This window comes from Pelomicrobium sp. (assembly GCF_036803785.1).
Classification (GTDB): domain Bacteria; phylum Pseudomonadota; class Gammaproteobacteria; order Burkholderiales; family UBA6910; genus Pelomicrobium.
Genome location: NZ_DAIRTR010000055.1, coordinates 1 through 18261 on the forward strand (window position 1 = coordinate 1; position 18261 = coordinate 18261).

The 18261-nt window shown below is 65.8% G+C and carries 16 protein-coding genes; 14 read left to right on the top strand and 2 right to left on the bottom strand.

From position 1 onward, the window contains the following. The 4 genes from rnhA to V7Q81_RS08165 form a co-directional block, all read left to right on the top strand. Nucleotides 1–378 (top strand): ribonuclease HI (gene rnhA, locus V7Q81_RS08150; RefSeq protein ID WP_333841855.1); only part of this gene is annotated, 378 nt, incomplete at its 5' end. Between the two features lie 24 nt (nt 379–402). Continuing rightward, nucleotides 403–1113: a DNA polymerase III subunit epsilon gene (gene dnaQ, locus V7Q81_RS08155; RefSeq protein WP_333841858.1), complete on the top strand. Its 711-nt coding sequence runs from the start codon at nt 403–405 to the stop codon at nt 1111–1113. A 327-nt stretch (nt 1114–1440) separates the two neighbouring features. After that, nucleotides 1441–2346, top strand: coding sequence for an ATP adenylyltransferase family protein (locus V7Q81_RS08160; protein WP_333841860.1), 906 nt, complete (start codon nt 1441–1443; stop codon nt 2344–2346). Nucleotides 2347–2677: 331 nt separating this feature from the next. Then, nucleotides 2678–3943 carry an MFS transporter gene (locus V7Q81_RS08165; protein WP_333841865.1) on the top strand — a complete coding sequence of 422 codons (1266 nt, stop codon included), beginning with the start codon at nt 2678–2680 and terminating at the stop codon, nt 3941–3943. A 77-nt stretch (nt 3944–4020) separates the two neighbouring features. Here the strand turns inward: V7Q81_RS08165 and V7Q81_RS08170 are convergent, their stop codons facing one another. Both V7Q81_RS08170 and V7Q81_RS08175 read right to left on the bottom strand, forming a co-directional pair. Continuing rightward, complete coding sequence (locus tag V7Q81_RS08170; RefSeq protein ID WP_333841867.1) at nt 4021–6831, bottom strand: putative bifunctional diguanylate cyclase/phosphodiesterase; 2811 nt, start codon at nt 6829–6831, stop codon at nt 4021–4023. Continuing rightward, nucleotides 6828–8027, bottom strand: coding sequence for an ABC transporter substrate-binding protein (locus tag V7Q81_RS08175; protein ID WP_333841870.1), 1200 nt, complete (start codon nt 8025–8027; stop codon nt 6828–6830). The genes V7Q81_RS08170 and V7Q81_RS08175 overlap by 4 nt, the downstream gene beginning before the upstream one ends. Nucleotides 8028–8842: 815 nt before the next feature. Between V7Q81_RS08175 and flhD the strand changes: the two genes are divergently transcribed. The 10 genes from flhD to V7Q81_RS08225 all read left to right on the top strand — a co-directional run. Next, a complete protein-coding gene (gene flhD, locus V7Q81_RS08180) occupies nt 8843–9163 on the top strand; it encodes a flagellar transcriptional regulator FlhD (protein ID WP_333841872.1) in 321 nt (106 codons plus the stop codon). Between the two features lie 17 nt (nt 9164–9180). Next, nucleotides 9181–9717 (top strand): flagellar transcriptional regulator FlhC, encoded by a 537-nt coding sequence (gene flhC / locus V7Q81_RS08185; RefSeq protein ID WP_333841874.1) that lies wholly within the window; start codon nt 9181–9183, stop codon nt 9715–9717. Between the two features lie 186 nt (nt 9718–9903). After that, the gene (motA, locus tag V7Q81_RS08190) at nt 9904–10764 is read left to right on the top strand and encodes a flagellar motor stator protein MotA (RefSeq protein WP_333841876.1); all 861 of its coding nucleotides are present in this window, start codon (nt 9904–9906) and stop codon (nt 10762–10764) included. A 13-nt stretch (nt 10765–10777) separates the two neighbouring features. Further along, on the top strand, nt 10778–11815 hold the full coding sequence (motB, locus tag V7Q81_RS08195) for a flagellar motor protein MotB (protein ID WP_333841878.1): 1038 nt from the start codon (nt 10778–10780) through the stop codon (nt 11813–11815). A 26-nt stretch (nt 11816–11841) separates the two neighbouring features. Beyond that, nucleotides 11842–13467 (top strand): methyl-accepting chemotaxis protein, encoded by a 1626-nt coding sequence (locus tag V7Q81_RS08200; protein ID WP_333841880.1) that lies wholly within the window; start codon nt 11842–11844, stop codon nt 13465–13467. 18 nt (nt 13468–13485) lie between these two features. Further along, complete coding sequence (locus tag V7Q81_RS08205) at nt 13486–14451, top strand: chemotaxis protein (protein ID WP_333841883.1); 966 nt, start codon at nt 13486–13488, stop codon at nt 14449–14451. Nucleotides 14452–14461: 10 nt separating this feature from the next. Next, nucleotides 14462–15406: a chemotaxis protein gene (locus tag V7Q81_RS08210; RefSeq protein ID WP_333841885.1), complete on the top strand. Its 945-nt coding sequence runs from the start codon at nt 14462–14464 to the stop codon at nt 15404–15406. Between the two features lie 36 nt (nt 15407–15442). After that, nucleotides 15443–15838 (top strand): chemotaxis response regulator CheY, encoded by a 396-nt coding sequence (cheY, locus tag V7Q81_RS08215; RefSeq protein ID WP_333841888.1) that lies wholly within the window; start codon nt 15443–15445, stop codon nt 15836–15838. Nucleotides 15839–15840: 2 nt separating this feature from the next. Beyond that, a complete protein-coding gene (cheZ, locus tag V7Q81_RS08220; protein ID WP_333841890.1) occupies nt 15841–16596 on the top strand; it encodes a protein phosphatase CheZ in 756 nt (251 codons plus the stop codon). A 28-nt stretch (nt 16597–16624) separates the two neighbouring features. After that, the coding region (locus V7Q81_RS08225) for a chemotaxis protein CheA (protein ID WP_333841893.1) at nt 16625–18261 on the top strand (1637 nt) is incomplete at its 3' end.

The following is an 18261-nucleotide window of genomic DNA, read 5'->3' on the forward strand; positions in this document are numbered from 1 at the left end:
CTGCTGTCCTGGGGAAGGCATCGGCGGGAGCTCTTCGGCGGCGAGCCCATGACGACCAACAACCGGATGGAACTGACGGCCGTCATTCGGGCGCTGGAGGCGCTGAAAAAGCCCTCCCGGGTGAGGTTGCACACTGACTCGGCTTACGTGCAGCAGGGCATCACCCGGTGGATCCAGGACTGGGAGCGGCGGGGCTGGAGGACGGCCGACAGGAAGCCGGTGAAGAACGAAGACCTGTGGCGGCGCCTGGCGCAGCTTGCCGAGCGCCACGAAATCGAATGGATCTGGGTGCGGGGCCATGCCGGCGACCCGGGCAACGAGGCGGCCGACCGCCTGGCCAACCGGGGCGTGCAAGCGGTGCTGGCGTCCACCGAATGACCCACAATCGAGTTGGGAAACCCAGTGCGTCAGATCGTTTTGGATACGGAAACCACCGGTCTGGAAGTCGCCCTTGGCCACCGGGTGATCGAGCTGGCGGCGGTGGAGATCAGCAACCGCAGGATCACCGATCAGCACTTCCACTACTACCTCAACCCGCAGCGGGAGATCGACAGCGGAGCCCTGGCGGTTCACGGCATCACCGATGAGTTCCTGCGGGACAAGCCCCGCTTCGAGGACATCGCTGCGGAGTTCCTGGACTTCATCGCGGGCGCCGAGCTCATCATCCACAACGCCCCCTTCGACGTGGGCTTCCTCAACCATGAGCTGGCCTTGATCGGGCGCCCGCCGCTCGAGCAGCACTGCGCCAAAATCACCGACACCCTGCGCATGGCGAAGGACCTGCACCCGGGCAAGCGCAACAGCCTGGATGCCTTGTGCGAGCGCTACCAAGTGGACAATTCCCAGCGCAGCTTCCATGGGGCGCTGCTCGACGCTCGCCTGCTGGCAGAAGTCTACCTGGCCATGACCCGCGGTCAGGACAGCCTCATGATCGATCTACCCGAGGAGAGGGTGGTCGTGGCCCAGGAAGGAGGCGCAGGCTCGAGTGGCGAGCGGGTGGTGCTTCGCGCGAGCGCCGAAGAGCTCGCGGCCCACGAAGCACAGCTTGCCGCCATCGAGCGGGCGAGCGGCGGTCGCTGCCTGTGGCTGCACCTGGAAGAGGCGGCGGGCTGAGGAACCTGGCTGCCCGCGCGCCGAGCTCCCGCGGGGTCAGAGCATCACGGGCTGCCGGGGGTCGACTTCCGGAAGGTACTCGCCGGAGCCGTCGCCGCACCGGGCTTGGGGGTGGCGTGGGTGGGGCGCCCGAAGGGGATGACCGTGACGGCCGGGAGGGTTGCCCTCGTGAGGCTGCTCGCAGGATCGGCCTGTGCCATGGCTCAGGGTGCGGCCCGCGATGGGTGACGGAGCGGCACGTTCTCCCAGGCTGATCCCGCGCTCCCATCAACCCCCGCGAGTATCCCGTCATCGAAGGGCGCTGGAAGTAACCGCCAGGGGGAGCAGATGTCCGGCGTAGAGAAGTTCTTTCCAGGAGACTTGCGCCAGGCGATCGTACGGCAGGCGGAGCACGCCCTTCGCACAGGCGCGCTCCAGCCGATCGTCACGGAGAAACGCTTCATAGAAGACGGAGGGGTGCGTTTTCTCGTGCGCGTGGTTCCCACGCTTCAGCGCAAGGACGCGGAGCGAGCGCAGCGCGCTGCCGGGACGAAGCCGGCGGATCCGTTCCTTTGCCCCGAGCCGGATCTCCTGGTGGGAGAGGTGAGCCCCACCCACCGGGCGGTGCTCAACAAGTACAACGTGATCGAGCACCATTTGCTGCTCGTCACCCGGGAATTCCAACCCCAGGAGCGACTGCTCGACCAGGCGGACTTCGATGCCCTCGCCCGCTGCCTGGGGGCGCTGGACGGCCTCGGGTTCTACAACGGGGGCGAGGCGGCGGGAGCGAGCCAAGCCCACAAGCATCTCCAGCTGGTCCCTCTGCCTCTGGCCGAGGAAGGGCCTCCGGTTCCTGTGGCACCCCTGATGGCCGAGGCACGGGGCAATGGGCCTGTGCTCACCGTGCCCGGCTTTCCTTTTCGGCACGCGCTGGCTCGGCTGGAGCCGGCCCTGAGGGACGAAGTGGGGGCAGCCGCTCGGCTCCTCGATGTTTATCACCGCCTGCTTGCGGCGGTGGGCGTCCGCGCGATCCCGTCGGCGGGCGGCCCGTGCCAGTCCGGAGCGTACAACCTCCTCCTTACGCGGGAGTGGATGCTCGTCGTCCCCCGCTCGCGGGAGGGCTGCGAGGGGATTTCGGTCAACGCGCTGGGCTTTGCCGGCGCCCTGTTTCTGCGCAGCCCCGAAGCTCTGGATGCCTTGGCGCGGTTGCGGCCCATGGGGCTTCTGGTCCAAGTCGGCCTGCCTCCGACCTGAGCGGGCAAGGGGGCGCGCCGTTTTGCCATTTCCGAACCCATCCGCGGGCGCTGATGAGCAGGCGTGCGGCCCGATTCCCCCGGACCCATGCCCCGCTCGCCGCTCGGGACAGGGTTCAGATGGAGACACACTCCCGGCTTGGCCGCGGCTTGCCTCCCGGAGGAATCAGGCGCGGGTGGCTGAGTCGAGTCGGGACATTGTCGCCGCCGCGGCCGGCTCCCCGCGCGGCGAAAGGCCACGCACCTGGTTCCGATGCGTTTGAGCAAAGAAGCCCTTCACGCTAGATTTCTGCTTTTGGCGCCGCTTCGGCGCTCTGTTTTCGATGTTGCCGATGACCGAGTCCCGGTTGACCGACGCCCGCTGGCTTGCGCTGCTGTGCTTGAGCCGCATGAGTTTTTCCCTGATCTTCACCGTCTACTCGGGGATCCTGCCCCTGGTGCGGGAAGCCTGGGGCATGTCGTCGACCCAAGCGGGCCTAATCCAGAGCGCTTGGCACCTGGGGTTCCTGGTGTCGCTGTTTGCCGCCGGGATGATCAGCGACCGCAAGGGAGCCCGCTGGACGTTTCTCCACATGAGCTATGGGGCGGTGGCGAGCGCGGCGCTCTTCGCCTTGCTGGCGGACGGCTTTCTCTCGGCGCTGATTCTTTACGGGCTAGCCGGCCTGTGCTCGGGGGGCTCGTACACGCCCGGGCTTACCCTCATCAGCGAGCGCTTCGAGCCCCACCGCCGGGGCCGGGCGATGGGGTTCTACCTCGCCGCCGCTTCTCTTGGCTACGCCTTGTCCCTGTTTTTGGGCAGTTTCATCGCACCCACCGCCGGGTGGCGCGCTGCGCTAGCAGCGAGCGCAGCGGGCACCCTCCTCGGGCTCACCCTCGGCGCTTGGGTGCTGCGGGACACCCCCAACCGGGTGAGCCGCCACGACCGGGCTCCGGCCCAAAGCAACGCCCTCCTGGAGGTGTGGCGCAACCGTCCAGCGCGGCTCATCATCCTCGCCTACTCGTTCCATGCCTGGGAGCTGCTGGGGCTCTGGGCCTGGCTGCCCACTTTCCTGGTGAGCGCCATGGCAGTCGACGGGAGCGTGCGACCCGGCAACGTGGGCGTCGGCGTGCTGATCGCCGGGCTGTGCCACCTGCTGAGCGTGGCGGGTTCGGTCTTCGGCGGCACCTTGTCCGATCGCTACGGGCGCACCGCGGTGATCCTGCTGTTTGCTGGGATGAGCGCCGCCTGCTCCCTGATCTACGGCTGGCTCATCACCGCACCCCTGTGGCTGCTGACGGCGGTGGCGATCGTCTACAACCTGGCCGCCATCGCCGACTCCTCCGTGTTCTCCACCGGGCTCACCGAGCTGGTTCCCCACCGCTACATCGGCGCAGCCTATTCCCTGCGCTCCGTCATCGGCTTCGGCATGGGGGCGGCGAGCCCCTGGGTCTTCGGGCTGACCCTGGACCTGGCGGGGGAGCAACCAGGCGAGCCCCGCGTGCTGGCCTGGGGACTCGCCTTTTCCACCCTGGGGGTGGCAGGGCTTGCGGCCACCTATTTCACCTGGCGGCTGCGGTGCGCGGTCGAGAGCCAACCTCTGGCCGGCGGGCTGCGCTAGCGCGCCGTCCACCATCGCCCCGGCAGGCATCGGCGGGATCGTGGGGGCCTCTGGGGCCAGCGCAGCGCGCCTCGTCTCTATCTCAGCGCCGGTGTGAGGGGCGGCGCTTGCGTCGCGCGCGGCGCGCGTCGTGAAAGTTTCGGCACGGGCCAGCGGTGATCGGATCGCAGCAGGGCGAGGACGGCTTCGGCCCCGTCCGGTTTCGCGAAGTAATAGCCCTGGGCCTGGTCGCAGCGGTGGGCGACGAGAAAGCGCACCTGAGCCTCTGTCTCGACGCCTTCCGCCGTGACCGTCAGCCCCAGGCCGTGGGCGAGGGAAATGATCGCCCGGGGCACGGTCGTGTCCCCGCCTTCGCTCCCAATGTCCTGGAGGAAGGAGCGGTCGATCTTGAGCTCGTCGATGGGGAAGCGGTGGAGGTAGCTCAGGCTGGAGTAGCCCGTGCCGAAATCGTCGATGGCAAGCTTCAAACCAAGGTTCTTGAGCGCTCCGAGAACCGCGATGAAATCCTCCGCGCCGCGCATGATCAGGCTTTCCGTGATCTCGAGCTTCAGACGCCGTGGATCGAATCCAGTCTCGTCCAGGATGCGTTGAACCGCCGGGACGAAGTCTTTGTGCTGGAACTGCCGAGCTGAGACGTTGACCGCCAGGTGGACTGGGGGCAGGCCTTGCCGGTCCCAGGCGGCCGCCTGGGCACAGGCCTCCCGCAGCACCCATTCTCCAAGGGGCACGATCAAGCCGTTTTGCTCCGCTGCCGGAATGAAGCGCCCCGGCGAGAGCAGCCCGAGCGTCGGGTGATTCCAGCGGACCAGGGCCTCGAGGCCGGACATCCGGCCGCGACTCAAGTCTATGATGGGCTGGAAGTGCAGGATCAGCTCATTGCGGGCGAGGGCCAGGGGCAGGGCGTCTTCCAGAGCCGCCCGTTCCAGGGCGGCTGCGCTCATTTCCGGGGTATAGAACGCAGACCCGTTGCCGCCCGCCTCCTTCGCCTGGTACATGGCCAGGTCCGCCCGGCCGAGGAGGGTGTCGGCGTCCTGGCCGTGGATCGGGTAGCAGGCGAAGCCGATGCTGCACGTCAGGCGCACCTCTTTGCTCGCGATGGAGAAAGGCGAAGCGAAGGCGTGGAGGATTTTCCGGAGCACCACCTCTGCGTCCTGGAGGGTTTTCAACGCTGGCGCAAGAACCACGAACTCATCGCCCCCGAGCCGCGCCACCGTGTCGCCCGAGCGCAGGATGCGGCGCAGCCGGGCTGCCACTTCCTGGAGAATCTTGTCGCCGAAGGCGTGGCCGTGGTTGTCGTTGGCCACCTTGAAGCGGTCCAGGTCCAGGAGCGCCACCCCCAGCATGTTTCTCGAACGGGCGGCGTTGCTCATCGCTTGGCCGAGCCGGTCGCGCAGCAGCACCCGGTTGGGCAGCCCAGTCAGCGGATCATGGGTGGCGAGGTACTGGATGTGTTTTTGTTGCTCCTTGTGCTCGGTGATGTCGGCCACCACGCCGATGCACGTCTGGGCTTCTGGGCGGAAGGCACTGACCAGACTCAGGCGCAGCCAGCCGATGTAGGGCGTGCCGTCCTTGCGCAGAGCGAAGACTTCCCCTTGCCACCGGCCGGCCGGGGTGAGGTCCTGGGCTGCCCGCGGATAGCCTTGTCCCTCGTCCACCGCGTGGATGATCTGGTACAGGGGCTGGCCCTTGCATTGCCTCGTAGCGTAGCCGGTGATACGGCTGAAAGCATCGTTTGCCCGCAGGATCCGGAAGTCTCGGTCCAAAAGGAAGATGCCCTCCGAGCTGCTGTCGAACACCTTGGCCGCCAGGCGAAGCTGGGCGAGGTGGTTCTCCACTTTTTCATAGGCAGCCCGCAGCCGGCGGGCCATCAGGGCGAGGGCCAGACCCAGCCGCCCCACCTCGTCGTGACCCATGGCGGGCACCTGGAAATCATCGAGGTTTTCCAGGGTGGCGCGCTCGGCCGCTTCGCTCAAGACGAGAAGCGGCGCGGTGAGGCGGCGGGATATGCGGATGGAACCCCAAAGGGCCCACAACAGGATCAAAGGCCACGCCACCAGGTAGGCTGTGCGCAGGGAGTCGAGGGGCAGATCCGCCGCCGCTGCCGGCGCGGAGACGACCACCTTGAGCTGGAGAGGAGCGTAATGGGGCGGGAGCTTGAGTGCCGCGACGGCCTCGATAGACGTCTCGCCGGAGGGTATGGCGCCAGCTTGGACGAGCAGTTGCTCGCCGCCGGCCAAGAGGCGGAGAGAGACGGGGAAGGGTTCCTGAGCGTCGTGGACCGCGAGGGCGCCGCCGAGGGCGACTTGGGCCATGAGGAAGCCTTCTGCCGTTCCCGTCGCCGGGTAGATCACCGGATGGAGGATGAGCAGCCTTCGTTCGCCGGTGCCCTGGGGCTCCAGCGCCACGTGGGGCTTGCCCGTGGCGAGGACGGGGGCAGTCCATGGGAGGTCTTGATAGGAGGAGGCCAGGCCCTCTGGCGGGAAAACCAAGGGCTCCCCCTGAAAGTCCAGCAGGTGTATATGCACCGCGGTGCCGGAAGGGGCGCGGTAATCCGAAAGAAAAGGCACCAGGTACTGCTCCCGGCCGACCGAATCGCCCAGTGCATTGGTGACCAGGGAAGTGGAGGCGAGGCGGGCGAGATCCCGGTCGATGGCATCCAGGAGGGAAGCGATCTGGGTGGCACGCATGTGGGCATAGCTTTGCAACTGTAGCTCGAAACGCTGCGCCATGAGGTTCGCGATGACCAGGTGGGAGATGAGGCCGATCAGGACCATGACGCCCAGTGCCAGCGTCGCGGCCGCTGCCATGATGCGGTTGGCGATGCTGGCAGCGAGCCAATTCCTCAGCCACTGCCCTGGCGACCAGGAGCGCAATGTCCGGACGCTCATTTTGTGTCCCGCTCCAAGGGCACAAGGGTTCCATCTTCCCGGTACCGGGCGATGAACAGATCCTCGGGCGCCAGCGCTTCGTGACGCACTGGGGAGAAGGGCCGGGCATAGCGCTTGATGAGGCCGTCGTAGTCGCGCACCGCTTCTAGCGCCGCCCGCACCTTCGGGCGATCGGTCGTTCCGGCGAGATGGAGGGCCCGGGCCAGGATATGGGTCAGGTCGTAGGCATGGGCGAGTCCCACGGGAGAGAGCACGCGCTCGGGATTGCGCACGCCATACCGGGTTTCCAGGGCTGTGAGGACGCGCTTTGCCCGGGGGCTAGGGTTACCGACGAAAGAAAAGGTCTGAACGACGGAAAAATCCACCCGGTGCAATGCCTCTCCGGCCAGCGTGGCGAGATCGCCTCCGGTCACGCCCCAATGGGCCAGAATGGGACGCTGCTCCCTTGGGGGAAGCGGGGCGAGCTCCCGGATCAACTGGGCGCCTTCGCCTTCGTTGGCGACCAGCACGACCGCTTCGGCGCCCGCCTGCACGAGACGCTGGTATTTGGGCAGCAGGGGCTTTTCGCCCCAGTTGTACCAATGGATGCCCACGTTGAAGAGGCGGGCGCCTCCAGCGAGATGGGCTTCGAGGGCGCGCTGGTTGCTTCTGCCCCAACTCGTGTTGGGAAGAAGAAAACCGACGCGCTGCAAACCCCGCTTCTCGGCATGTCCGAGGAGGCTCGCCATCGCCCATTGGTCCCGGAGGGAGAGGCGGAACGCGTAGTTGGGGTCGTAGCCGTTGTCGATGATGTCGTCGGCGGCCGCCCAAGGATTCAACAAAATAAGCCTGTGCGCGTGGATCAAGGGCAGCACTTCCAGTACCGTCGGGCTGAACTTGCCGCAGAACACGGCGACCAGATCCGGCACCTGCAGGAGTTGCAAAAGATTGGCCCGGGCGCGGGCCGGGATGGAGCGGTTGTCCCGTATCAATAGCTTCAGGGGCCTGCCTCCCAGGACGCCTCCCGCCGCGTTGATCTCGTCGAGGGCGATCTCAATACCCTGCTGAATGGCCTGGGCGGAGGTGCTGGTCCGATGGCCGAATTCCGCGTCCAGCCCGATGAACACGGGGGGCTGCTCGGAGGCCAGGGATAGGCGGGCGAAAAGGACGACGAGCAATAGGCCGCTCAAGGCCATCCACCATCGGAGGTCACCCATACCGACTCCCATGAAGTCATGGCGAAGCACAACGGCTTGCGATCGAAGTCCCTGCCTGGAGTTGGCGGTGGCGCTTTCGTAGGGGTCGGGTCCTGCCGACCGCTGCGGTTGAACCTCTAAGCAGGTGAACGAACACGCTTCGAGGAAACCGCTTACGCGGAAAGGGCACAAACCATGCCACGTGCCCGTTGCCCGTGCGCAAAAAGCCCGATGCCGGCGTCGGGGGACCTAACCGATGGGATGAAAGAGATTTCCGTTCAGGCTTGCGGCGGCAGGCGAGCACGAGGCGGTGCAGGGGTGCGCCGACTGACGATAACCGAGACAGGGGGTGTCGGGATTTAGACGGTTGGGGAAGCGCCGCCTCTTGGGTTCACCCGTGACCCTCGCGGGTCGCCCCTCGCGCTTTCTCCCCATCTGGGCCTTGCGGCCCGATGCCCAGGAGAAGGGCTTTTCCGGATGTGGGCGGCGGCCTCGCGCCGGGCGTGCGCCAGGATGGCCGTGGCCCGCCTTGATCGGTCCCCGCAAAGCGCCGATCGTACCCTAAAGATTTTCGAGCTTTCGCCGTTAGCCCTCGGGACGCGGTCGCCGGGGATCCCGGATTCCACGCGTGAGCAGGGCCTAGTTTCCGCCACTGGCGCGAAGCAGGGATGCCCTATGCCCTGCGCCTGTCAGAAAAATTCCTACCTTCTGCGCTGGCGCGATTCGTACGCGAAATTCGGCCGCCTTCCAATTGGCCCATTCTGGCTTCTTTCGCACAGTATCCCCGCAGGTTCGCCTTTGCGGCCTGGAAGCGATCACACGAAGGGAGGCAAGCCATGGACAAGGATCGATTGATGGAGGAAATTCGCGAGCTCAACCTGGCCTACCTGCTGCTCGCCCAGCAGATGGTGCGGCAGGACCGGGGGGCGGCCCTGTACCGCCTGGGCATCGGCGAGGAGATGGCCGATATCCTAGCCGCGCTCACCCCTGGTCAGATCAGCAAGATGGCGGGCTCGAACCTGCTGCTGTGCCGCTTCCGCTTCGACGATGGTCTGATCCTGGACATGCTTTCCAGCTACACTAGGGATCGCCTGCTGGGGGCTTCCCATGCCACCATCCTGCTTTCCGGTCAGCCGGTGCCGGCGGCAGCTGCCTGAGCCTGGGGTGAGAAGCGATGAGAGGCAAGAGCATCGTATCCGACGCGGCCGAGGTGCAACTGGCGGTGGAGCTGATCCGTCTCGGCGCGCGCATGCAGCTCCTGGAGGCCGAAACCCGCTTGAGCCGCGAGCGGCTGCTCAAGCTTTACAAGGAAGTGACCGGTACCTCCCCGCCGAAGGGCATGCTGCCCTATTCCACCGATTGGTTCATGGCCTGGCTGCCCAACGTCCACGCCTCGCTGTTTGCCGACATCCACCGCTATCTGGTGCACAACGCCCGCCTCGAAGGCATCCAGGCCATCATGACGGCCTATCGTCTGTATCTGGAGCACGTACAAGTGTATGGGCTCACGCGGGAGCTCTCCCTCACCCGGGCCTGGACTCTGGTGCGCTTCATGCACGCGGATTTGCTTACCACTACCCCGTGCAAGCGCTGCGGCGGCCATTTCGTGGTCCACACCCACGAGCTCTACGATCGCTATGTATGCGGGCTGTGTTCGGTTCCGTCCCGGGCCGGCAAGACCCGCCGTGCTGCCGAGGCCGCGGCGGCCTGACTCCTTTCAGCCGCCGGCGCCCGCTCCTTCTTCGTGGGCTGTCCCGGCGCGCAAGGCCAGGCGGGAAAAAAGACCGGTAACCGGTCGCTATTTCCGTGATCGGCATCGGCCCCCCCTTGCTACGCTGCGGTTCATTGACACCAAACCACCGCGCGCGCCCAAGCGGCCGCCGCCGGAATCACGTCCATGCTGGTGATCGTCGGCTACATCGTAGTGATGGTATCGGTCTTCGGAGGCTACGCCCTGGCGGGCGGCCATCTGGGCGCCATGTTTCAACCGGTCGAGCTGCTCATGATCGGTGGGGCGGCACTGGGCGCCTTTGTCGTAGGCAACTCGGGCAAGGTAATCAAAGCGACGCTCAAAGCGTTGCCCGAAGCGCTCAAAGGCGCGAAGTACGACAAGGCGGTGTACATGGAGCTCATGGGCTTGTTGTACGAGGTGCTCGCCAAAGTGCGCAAGGAAGGGTTGATGTCCATCGAAAACGACGTCGACAACCCCAGGCAGAGCGCGCTCTTCGCCAAGTACCCCAAGGTCCTCGCTGACCATCACGTGCTGGAGTTCCTCACCGATTACCTGCGGCTGATGGTGGGCGGCAACCTGAACTCGGTGGAGCTAGAGAGCCTCATGGACAGCGAGATCGAGACCCATCACCACGAGGGGGAGATTCCACCGCGCGCCGTCCAGAGGATCGCGGACGGCTTGCCGGCATTCGGCATCGTCGCCGCAGTGATGGGAGTGGTGCACACCATGGGGTCGGTGGGGCTGCCTCCCTCGGAACTCGGGGTGCTGATCGCCAAGGCACTGGTGGGCACTTTCCTCGGCGTCCTCCTCGCCTATGGTTTCGTCGGTCCCCTGGCGGGGGTATTGGAGCAGCGGGCCCAGGAGTCCAGCAAGCTCCTGCAGTGCGTCAAGGTGACGCTGCTCGCCAGCCTGAACGGGTATGCGCCAGCGCTGGCGGTGGAATTCGGGCGCAAAGTGCTCTTCTCGACGGAGCGGCCTTCGTTCCACGAGCTGGAGGAGCACGTGAGACAAGCCAAGGCGCGCTGAGAAAGACGGTCCCATGGCGGGAGAAACGGAGCGGCCCCTCGTCATCAAGCGTCCGAAGCGGGTGGCACACGGCCATCACGGCGGTCAGTGGAAGATCGCCTACGCCGATTTCGTTACCGCCATGATGGCGTTTTTCCTGCTGATGTGGCTGCTTGGCTCCACGACCAAAGGCGATCTCGAGGGAATCGCGGAGTACTTCCGAACGCCGCTCAAGGTGGCGCTCATGGGAGGATCCGGCAGCGGCGACAGCTCCAGCGTGATCAAGGGAGGAGGCCAGGACCTCACCCGTTCCGAGGGACAGATCAAGCGGGGGGATCTCCCCAGCGAGAAGCGCATCATCAACCTCGAGGCTGCCGAAGCCGAACTCGCGCGGGCCGAGCTCGAGCGGCTGAAGGCGCTCAAGGCAAAACTGGAGCGGGCCATCGAGGCGAGCCCCTTGCTCAAGCAATTCCGGAACCAGATCCGCCTCGATCTCACGGACGAAGGCCTGCGCATACAGATCGTGGACGAGCAGAACCGCCCCATGTTCGATCTGGGCAGCGCGCGGCTGCAGCCCTATACGCGGGAGATTCTTCATGAAATCGGCCGGGTCCTGAACGAAGTGGAAAACCGCATCAGCATCTCTGGGCATACCGACAACAAGCCTTACGCCCTGGGCGAGCGCGGCTACAGTAACTGGGAGCTTTCTGCCGACCGGGCCAACGCCTCGCGCCGCGAGCTCATCGCCGGGGGCATGCGCGAGGACAAGGTATTTCGGGTGGTGGGTGTGGCCGCTTCGATTCCCCTGGACAAGTCTGACCCCGCGAATCCGGCCAACCGGCGCATCAGCATCGTCGTCATGAACAAAAAGACCGAGACCTCGTTGCTCGAAGAGCGGGCCGAAGTCGCAGTGGGCAGGGGGGAGGCCGCAACCCGGCTGGTGCCGGAGGGGGGCGGCGCAATGGAGGCGCAGCCTAAAGAAACGCCCCTGGCGGCCGATAAACGGAACATGTCACGGGAAAGGCCGGCGGGGGAGACCGCATGGCCGAGGGAAAAGGGGGAAAGCCGATGAAGTGGATCAACGATGCACCGCTACGTATGAAATTGTTCGTGCCGCTCGCACTGATCACCGCCATGCTGGCCGCTTTGAGCGCCCTGGGCGTCACACGGCTTGCGCTGCTCAACGGCAAGGTGAAAGACCTCTCCGAGGTGTACATCGTCGCCCTGGACAAGCTCCTGCAGGCGGACCGGGATCTGCAGCAGGCTTTGGTGGCGGAGCGCAGCATGCTGTCGGTGGAAACCGATACTGAGTTTTTCGCCAAGTTCGAAAAGGATTACCGGGACAACATTGCCCAGGCGCGGGACCGGGTGCAGCAATACGCCAAGCTGATCGGCGACGAGCAGGCGAGGCAGGTGCAGCAGAAGTTCGAGTCGCTGCTGGAAGCCTGGAGCAAGACCTCCACGGCCACCTTGGAGATGCTGCGCAAGACCGATTACGCCAACCGTTTTGCCGCTATGACCACCTCGGTGTACAAGGGAACCGGGGAGTTCGAGGCCATGCGCAAGACGCTGGACGAGGAACAAGATCGGCTCGAGGCTGCGGTGCAAAGCCACCGCCAGGGGGCGCGGGAGGCTTATCATTCTGCGCGCAAGGCGCTCATCACGACTGCCGTCGCCGGCCTGTTGCTCTGCGCCCTGGTGACGATCTTCCTGCCCATGGGCATCGTGCGGCCGGTGCGCGCCATCAGCCAGGTGATGGCCGAGCTCGCCGACGGCCACGGGGACCTCACCAAGCGCATGCCCGCGGGGCGCAAGGACGAAATCGGGCGGCTGGCGCAGGACTTCAACCGCTTCATGGACAACCTGCACGAGATCGTGCAACAGGTGCACGCGAGCTCCGAGCAGGTGGCCAGCGCCGCGACCCAGCTCTCGGTCTCCTCGTCCCAGGTGGCGAGTGGCTCCCAGAACCAGAGCGAGGCCGCCTCCGCCACGGCCGCGGCGGTCGAGCAGATCACCGTGAGCATCTCGGCGGTGGCGCAAAGCGCCGAGGAAGTGCATCAGATGTCCCGCGATGGCCTGGAGCGCACCCGCAGGAGCAACGAAGGGCTGGCTCAGCTCCTGGGCGAGGTCAACCGCGTGGAGGAGGCGGTCAAGGCTATCGCCGCCGCCGTGGAACAGTTCGTGCGCAGCACCCAGGCCATCACCGGTATGACCAAGCAGGTAAAAGACATTGCCGAACAGACCAATCTGTTGGCGCTCAACGCGGCCATCGAAGCGGCCAGGGCAGGCGAGCAGGGAAGGGGCTTCGCCGTGGTGGCCGACGAGGTGAGGAAGCTCGCCGAGAAGTCCGGACAGGCGGCGAACGAGATCGACGGCGTGACCCAGACCTTGGGCGAGCAGTCGGAGCACGTGGAGAAGAGCATCGCCCAGGGCTTGGCCTCCCTCGCTTCCAGCCAGGAGCACGTGGAGCGGGTGGTGGCGCTGCTGGCCGAGGCCAACCAGGCGGTGGAGCGCGCGAGCCAGGGGGTGAACGACATCACCGCCTCGGTCAAGGAACAGACCGCGGCGAGCAACGACATCGCGCGCAACGTGGAGAGCATCGCCCAGATGGCGGAGCAGAACAGTGCGGCAGTGCGCGAGACGTCCGAGGCTGCCCAGCATCTGGAGAATCTGGCGGCGACGCTGAAATCCCTAGTTTCCCGCTTCCGCATCGCCGCGGCCTGAGGCACTGGGGAGGGAGCCGTGTCCGAACTGCTGCGAAGCGTGGATGCCCGCACCCGCCTGGCGGGCACCAATCAGCTGGAGATCCTGCTGTTCACGCTGGGGCTGGATGCCGCCACCGGCCGGCGGGAGAGCTTCGGCATCAACGTGTTCAAAGTTCGGGAGGTCATGCGAGCACCACAAATCACCCGCGCCCCCGACATGCCCGACGGGGTTGAAGGCATGGTGAGCCAGCGGGGACAGCTCGTTCCGGTGATCGATCTCGCCCATTTCGTCGGTATCGCCCACGAGACGCCCCCACGGATCCTAGTGGTGACGGAATACAACGGGCACGTGCAAGGGTTTCTGGTGGAGGCGGTGGATCGTATCCTGCGTCTGGACTGGAGCGCCATGAAAGTGCCGCCGGAAATGCTCATTTCCCGTCATGGCGGGCTAGTGACCGCGGTGACCGAGCTTCGTGACGGGCGACTGGTGATGATGCTGGACGTGGAGCGCATCCTGTCCGAGACCACCCGCTACGACGACGAGCACCTGTATCAGGGCATCGAGCCGACGGATTTGTCCGGCTGCACCGTGCTGTTTGCCGACGATTCGTCGATCGCGCGCAAGCAGATCGAGCGCACGCTGGCTACCATGGGCGTGCGGGGGCTCGGTGCGGTGAACGGCCGCAAGGCATGGGAAGAGCTGAACCGGCTCGCCGAAACCGCCCAGGCGACGGGACGGCCGCTTGGCGACATGCTACATGCGGTGATCACCGATATCGAGATGCCAGAGATGGACGGGTTCATTCTTACCCGCCGGATCAAGAACGATGCGCGGTTCGCCGGCATCCCGGTGATCATGCATTCGTCCCTATCGGGCAGTTCTAATCGGCAATTGGGCAGCTCGATGGGTGCCGACGACTACGTGTCCAAGTTCGAGCCGCGCTTGCTGGCGCAGACTCTGGCGCGGCGGCTCAAGCGGCGGCCGCTCCAGGCATCGGCTTGAGGAGGTAACCATGGATCCGGTGCAGCATCCGCAGGATTCTGCGCTTGCCGAGGGGGTCAAAGACCGTGGGCGAGCCGCCGGTTGCAACCAGATGGAGATACTGCTCTTTACCCTGGGTAGTGGCGAGACCTTCGGTATCAACGTGTTCAAAGTGAGGGAAGTGAGCAAGGCACCGAAGATCACCCCCACCCCCTATGCTCCGCGGGGAGTAGAGGGGGTGATCTCCCTGCGGGGCAACGTCATCCCGGTGATCGACCTGGCTGCCTTCGTTGCGCCCCGAGCGGGAGCGCCCAGAGGCGCCACCATGCTGGTGACGGAATTCAACCGCCACACCCAGGGTTTCCTGGTGGAAGCGGTCGACCGCATCGTGCGGGTGGATTGGGACCAGGTGAAGCAGCCCGAGGACATCGTAGCGGCGGAGGGAAACTTCATCACCGCCCTCACCCGGCTTCCCGACGGGCGGTTGGTGTCCATCCTGGACGTGGAGCAGGTGCTGGCGGTCGCCTTCGGCGAGCCAGCGGTGCCAGAACTTGCCCCGCTTGCCGCGCCCATGGAAGGGACGCTGTTCTTCGCCGATGATTCGGGCACCGCCCGACGGATGATCGTGCAAGTGCTCGAGCGCCTCGGCGCGCGCTATCAGCAGGCGAGGAACGGGGCGGAGGCCTATGCCCGCCTGAAAGCCATGGCTGATCAGGCCGAGCGGCAGGGGGTACCGCTCAAGCGCGAGTTGAAGCTCGTGCTCACCGATGCCGAGATGCCAGAAATGGATGGCTACGTCCTCACCCGCCAGTTGCGCGCCGACCCGCGTTTCGACGGCGTTCCGGTGATCATGCACTCCTCGCTGTCTTCGTCGGCCAACCGCGCCCTGGGGCAAAGCGCGGGCGTGGACGCCTACGTGAGCAAATTCGACCCCACGGTGCTGGCGGATACCTTGCGGCCGTATCTCTCCCGTTGAGCGCCGCTCGACCGATCATTGACTGGAGCGAAGGCGATGAGCGATCCGAACACGAAATTCCTGGTGGTGGACGACTTTTCCACCATGCGCCGCATCGTTAAGAACCTGCTCAAGGAGCTGGGGTTCAACAACGTGGAGGAGGCCGAAGACGGTGCCGAGGCCCTGGCCAAGCTGCGCGTCGGCGACTTCGATTTCGTCATCTCCGACTGGAACATGCCCAACATGGACGGCCTGGCCCTGCTCAAGGAGGTGCGCGCCGACAGCCGGCTCAAAGACCTGCCTGTCCTGATGGTGACCGCCGAGGCGACCAAGGACAACATTATCACCGCGGCCCAGGCGGGGGCGAGTGGTTACGTGGTCAAACCTTTCACCGCCGCCACGTTGGGAGAAAAGCTAGAGAAGATTTTCAAAAAAATGGAGAAGGCAGCTTGATCATGGGTGCCATCGACGCGGGCGCCGCGGGCGCCGAGGATCTGGAAGCGCTGTTCGATGCTGTGGCCGAGCAGCGGGGGCACAACGCTCGTACGCCGGCGGCGTTGGCCAAGGAGCCGGCGGCCCACGACGCCCAGTCTTGCCCGGCAGGGGAGGTGATGAGCCGGCTGGGGCAGCTTACGCGGGCATTCCACGACGCCCTGCGGCAATTGGGCTACGACCGCCTGCTGGAGCAGGCCGCCCAGACCATCCCCGACGCCCGGGATCGGCTGAACTACGTTGCCGCCATGACCGAGCAGGCGGCGGAGAAAGTGCTGAACGCCATCGACGCGGCCAAGCCCATCCAGGAGCGGCTGGGCAGCCAGGCCGCGGAGTTGGGCGCGCGCTGGGACGCCCTGTACGAGGGGCGGCTCGACGTGGAGGGCTTCAAGCAGCTTGCGGCCGAGACCCGCACCTACCTGAAGGGGGTCACCGTAGACGCGCGCGCCACGGGGGAGAAGCTGCTGGAGATCATGATGGCCCAGGACTTCCAGGATCTCACTGGCCAGGTGATCAAACGCATCGTGGAGCTCGCGCGCAACCTGGAGAGCCAGCTGGTGCAACTGCTGGTGGACATCTCCCAGGGAGAACTCAAGCCGGCCGCACCGCTGGGAGCGGATCGTCTGCTGAACGGGCCGGTCGTCAACCCCAGCGGGCGCGACGACGTGATGACCAGCCAAGACCAGGTGGACGAGCTGCTGGAGAGCCTGGGGTTCTGAGTCCGCCGCAATGGACGGGAGAGAGGCGATGAGTGAATTTTCCGGCATGGAAGACATGCTGCAGGAGTTCCTGCAGGAGGCAACCGAGCTTCTCAACGAGGTGGATCTGAAGCTAGTGGATTTGGAGCGGCGCCCTGACGACCGGGGGCTGCTCAACGAAATCTTCCGCGGTTTCCACACCATCAAGGGCGGAGCGGGGTTCCTGAACCTGACGGCGCTGGTGGAGCTATGCCACCGCACCGAGAATCTGTTCGACAAGCTGCGCAGCGGGACCCTCACCCTCACCCCGGAAATGCTGGACGTGATCCTCGCCGCCACGGCGGCAGTGCGCGCCATGTTCGACGAGCTCACGCAGGGCCGGTCGCCGGTTCCGCCGGAGGCGGCGCTGCTCTCGGCGCTGGAGGGCGCCGCCGAAGGCAGTGCGCGCCTTCACGAGCCGCTGCCCGGCATGCACAAAGACATCGACTGGGCAGCATTACACAAGGCGGTGGCCGGCAACGCGGCTCTGGCAGGGACGGTGCCCGGTCAGGCAGCGGATGGGGACGCGCCTGGACGGGGGATGCGCAACGACGCCGAGCGGACGGGGATCGCCAAGGACGCGAGCATCCGGGTCGACACCGACCGGCTCGACTACGTGCTTACCCTGTCCGGAGAGATCGGCCTCACCAAGAACCGTTTGACGGCGCTGCGCAATGATCTCCTCAAAGGGCGCGTCGACGCGCACACCCTGAAGGCATTGGACGAGGCGGTGAACCAGCTGGACCTGATGGTGGGCAATTTGCAGAACGCGGTGATGAAAACCCGCATGCAGCCCATCGGCCGGCTGTTCCGCAAGTACCCGCGCGTCGCCCGGGATCTGGCACGCCAGCTCGGCAAACAGTGCGAGCTCATCCTCTGCGGCGAGGACACCGAGATCGACAAGACCATGATCGAGGATCTGAACGATCCGCTGGTGCATCTGGTGCGCAACGCCGTGGACCATGGGGTGGAGGCACCCGAAGAGCGGATGCGGCTCGGCAAGCCGGCGAAGAGCGAAATCCGGCTGGAAGCACGGCAAGAGGGCGATCACATCCTCATTGCCGTCTCCGATGACGGGCGCGGCATGCGCCCGGAAGTGATCCGCGCCAAGGCAGTGGCAAAGGGCTTGATCTCCGCGGAGGAAGCAAACGCGCTGGATGACCATCAGGCCTTGAATCTAATCTTCCTTCCCGGGTTCTCCACCAAGGATCAGGCCTCGGACGTCTCGGGCCGTGGCGTGGGCATGGACGTGGTGAAGACCAATATCGAGAAGCTCAATGGCGCGATCAGCATCGAGTCCGAGCCTGGCAAGGGCTCCCGCTTCACCATCCGCCTTCCCCTCACGCTCGCGATCCTGCCCGTGCTGGTGGTGCGCCTCGGCGGGCAGCCGTTTGCCCTGCCCCTCACCCTGGTGCAGGAGATCCTGACGGTGGCTCCCGGGGACGTGCAGCGGGTGGGTGGCCGCCCCACTATGGTCATGCGCGGAGAGGTACTGCCGGTGCTGTCCCTGGCCGATCTTCTCCAGTGGCCCGAAGGCCGCGCTGGCGACGTGGGCGTGGTCATTCACCTGGGAGGGCGCCACTTCGTGCTTACGGTGGACGGCTTCGCCGGACGCGATGACGTGGTGATCAAGTCGCTCGATTCGTT

Excerpts from the sequence above, each read along its gene's own strand:
- V7Q81_RS08160 (WP_333841860.1), top strand. The coding sequence starts at position 1,441 with ATGTCCGGCGTAGAGAAGTTCTTTCCAGGAGACTTGCGCCAGGCGATC.
- V7Q81_RS08165 (WP_333841865.1), top strand. The coding sequence starts at position 2,678 with ATGACCGAGTCCCGGTTGACCGACGCCCGCTGGCTTGCGCTGCTGTGC.
- V7Q81_RS08170 (WP_333841867.1), bottom strand. The coding sequence starts at position 6,831 with ATGAGCGTCCGGACATTGCGCTCCTGGTCGCCAGGGCAGTGGCTGAGG.
- V7Q81_RS08175 (WP_333841870.1), bottom strand. The coding sequence starts at position 8,027 with ATGGGTGACCTCCGATGGTGGATGGCCTTGAGCGGCCTATTGCTCGTC.
- flhD (WP_333841872.1), top strand. The coding sequence starts at position 8,843 with ATGGACAAGGATCGATTGATGGAGGAAATTCGCGAGCTCAACCTGGCC.
- flhC (WP_333841874.1), top strand. The coding sequence starts at position 9,181 with ATGAGAGGCAAGAGCATCGTATCCGACGCGGCCGAGGTGCAACTGGCG.
- motA (WP_333841876.1), top strand. The coding sequence starts at position 9,904 with ATGCTGGTGATCGTCGGCTACATCGTAGTGATGGTATCGGTCTTCGGA.
- motB (WP_333841878.1), top strand. The coding sequence starts at position 10,778 with ATGGCGGGAGAAACGGAGCGGCCCCTCGTCATCAAGCGTCCGAAGCGG.
- V7Q81_RS08200 (WP_333841880.1), top strand. The coding sequence starts at position 11,842 with ATGAAATTGTTCGTGCCGCTCGCACTGATCACCGCCATGCTGGCCGCT.
- V7Q81_RS08210 (WP_333841885.1), top strand. The coding sequence starts at position 14,462 with ATGGATCCGGTGCAGCATCCGCAGGATTCTGCGCTTGCCGAGGGGGTC.
- cheY (WP_333841888.1), top strand. The coding sequence starts at position 15,443 with ATGAGCGATCCGAACACGAAATTCCTGGTGGTGGACGACTTTTCCACC.
- cheZ (WP_333841890.1), top strand. The coding sequence starts at position 15,841 with ATGGGTGCCATCGACGCGGGCGCCGCGGGCGCCGAGGATCTGGAAGCG.